Origin of the sequence: Pontibacterium sp. (assembly GCF_041587635.1) — a bacterium.
Taxonomy (GTDB): Bacteria; Pseudomonadota; Gammaproteobacteria; order Pseudomonadales; family Balneatricaceae; genus Pontibacterium.
Map to the genome: position 1 here is coordinate 1 of NZ_JBFGYC010000701.1, position 1,715 is coordinate 1,715.

Annotated in this window: 4 protein-coding genes; all 4 read right to left on the bottom strand. The window is 51.6% G+C overall.

The annotated features are described in order from the left end of the window. The coding region (locus ABYW01_RS20910; RefSeq protein WP_372836477.1) for an FAD-binding oxidoreductase at positions 1-247 on the bottom strand (247 nt) is incomplete at its 3' end. A gap of 7 nt (positions 248-254) precedes the next feature. Continuing rightward, positions 255-794, bottom strand: a complete 540-nt coding sequence (gene paaD, locus ABYW01_RS20915) for a 1,2-phenylacetyl-CoA epoxidase subunit PaaD (RefSeq protein ID WP_372836479.1) — start codon at positions 792-794, stop codon at positions 255-257. A 23-nt stretch (positions 795-817) separates the two neighbouring features. Beyond that, entirely contained in the window at positions 818-1,582 is a 765-nt protein-coding gene (gene paaC / locus ABYW01_RS20920) for a 1,2-phenylacetyl-CoA epoxidase subunit PaaC (RefSeq protein ID WP_372836481.1), read from the bottom strand. Positions 1,583-1,600: 18 nt separating this feature from the next. Further along, positions 1,601-1,711 (bottom strand): hypothetical protein, encoded by a 111-nt coding sequence (locus ABYW01_RS20925; RefSeq protein WP_372836482.1) that lies wholly within the window; start codon positions 1,709-1,711, stop codon positions 1,601-1,603. Between the last annotated feature and the right edge of the window lie 4 nt (positions 1,712-1,715).

Below are 1,715 nucleotides of genomic sequence, written 5' to 3' on the forward strand. Positions count from 1 at the left end.
AGAAGCGACCGTTCATAACGCGTTTGATGCCCACACGCATGTGACCATCATTTACACCGGAGCAGATGGAGTAGGAGCGACGTACGTCCTCGCCTTCAATCATTGCACGCAGTGTCAGGAACTGACCCTGAATAAACTTAAACTTTTCTTTCAGTTCTTCTGGTACATCGAAGCTGACGCAGATAGCAGTTTCCGTTTCCGGCTGAACATCAGCGATCTTCAATGTGTAGAAATTGGTGTCAGACATGCTTCACCTATATCTTCTTAAAATAGTCAAATGGCTCGTTGCAGTCGTTGCACTGAAACAGGGCTTTGCAGGCCGTTGAACCAAACTCACTCACCCGGCGCGTATTGCGTGAGCGACAGTGTGGACATTGCGCATGGGCATCGGGGGTCAGACCGTCTTCATCCAATTCCGCATCCTCCGGTGGCGCAATGCCATATTCGCGGAGTTTTTTACGACCATCGGGAGACATCCACTCAGAACTCCAGGCAGGTGAGAGCGACATTTTTACTTTCACATCGCTGTAACCGGCATCGTTCAGAGCTTTAGTGACATCCGTGCTGATATTGTCCATCGCCGGGCAACCGGAGTAGGTTGGCGTGATAGTGACGACAATACGTTCACCTTCACGCTCAATATCACGCAAGATCCCCAGATCCCAAATCGTCAGTACCGGGACTTCAGGATCTTTTACTTCATCGAGCAGATCCCATAGTTCCTTTACGTCAGCGGCATTACGCTGCTGCAATCGCTGGTACTGCTCTTCCGGCATCAGTGAGATTTCATTCATAACCTTTACCTTGCTTCTACTGCTTACCACTCACAACCCGGGTAGGAGCGGTGTACGATCTGCATCTCGGTCAGCATGTGACCCAGATTTTCGGTGTGATAACCGGTACGGCCACCGCGCACAGCCCAGCTGTCTTCAGGGACAGTGATGGTTGCTTCGGTCAGGATTTCGCTGACCAGCTTGTGCCATGCATCGCGCAGTTTGGATACGTCAACACCGATACCGTTGTCGGCCAGCAGCTGCTCAGTTTCATCCATATCAAACAGCTCGTGAGTGTATCCCCACAGCTGATCAACAGCTTTCTGAGTGCGTTTTTGACTTTCTTCAGTACCATCACCCAGACGCAGAACCCAATCACGGCTGCGACGCAGGTGATATTTGGTTTCTTTGATCGCTTTTGCAGCGATTGCGGCCAGTGTCTCGTCCTTAGACTGAACCAGTTCAGGCAGCAGGACTGTGTAGTATGCGTCTGCAAACAGCTGACGAACCTGAGAGTAGGCGAAGTCGCCGCGAGGCATCTCCATCAACAGCAGGTTGCGGTAGTCACGGTCGCTGCGCATGTAAGCGAAATCGTCTTCGGTACGGCCATCGTCAGCCAGTTCTGCTGCATAGGTGTAGAACATGCGGGCACGGCCAATATAATCCAGCGCTACGTTTCCGTATGCGATGTCTTCTTCGAGGAAAGGACCGTAGCTGACCCACTCAGAGATACGGTGGCCCAGTACAACGGAGTCATCACCGAGGCGGGTTGCGTATTCCAGGGTCGCGTTTTTGATTGCGTCACTCATTCTGATTAGTCCCCCAAATCACATGTTGTTAACTGGGTCAGGCAGAACGTAGTAAGTCGCGTGACGGTATGGTTTGTCATCGCTTGGATCGTAGAAGCTTTCAGCATCATCTTCCTGAGAAGCGCAGATGTCG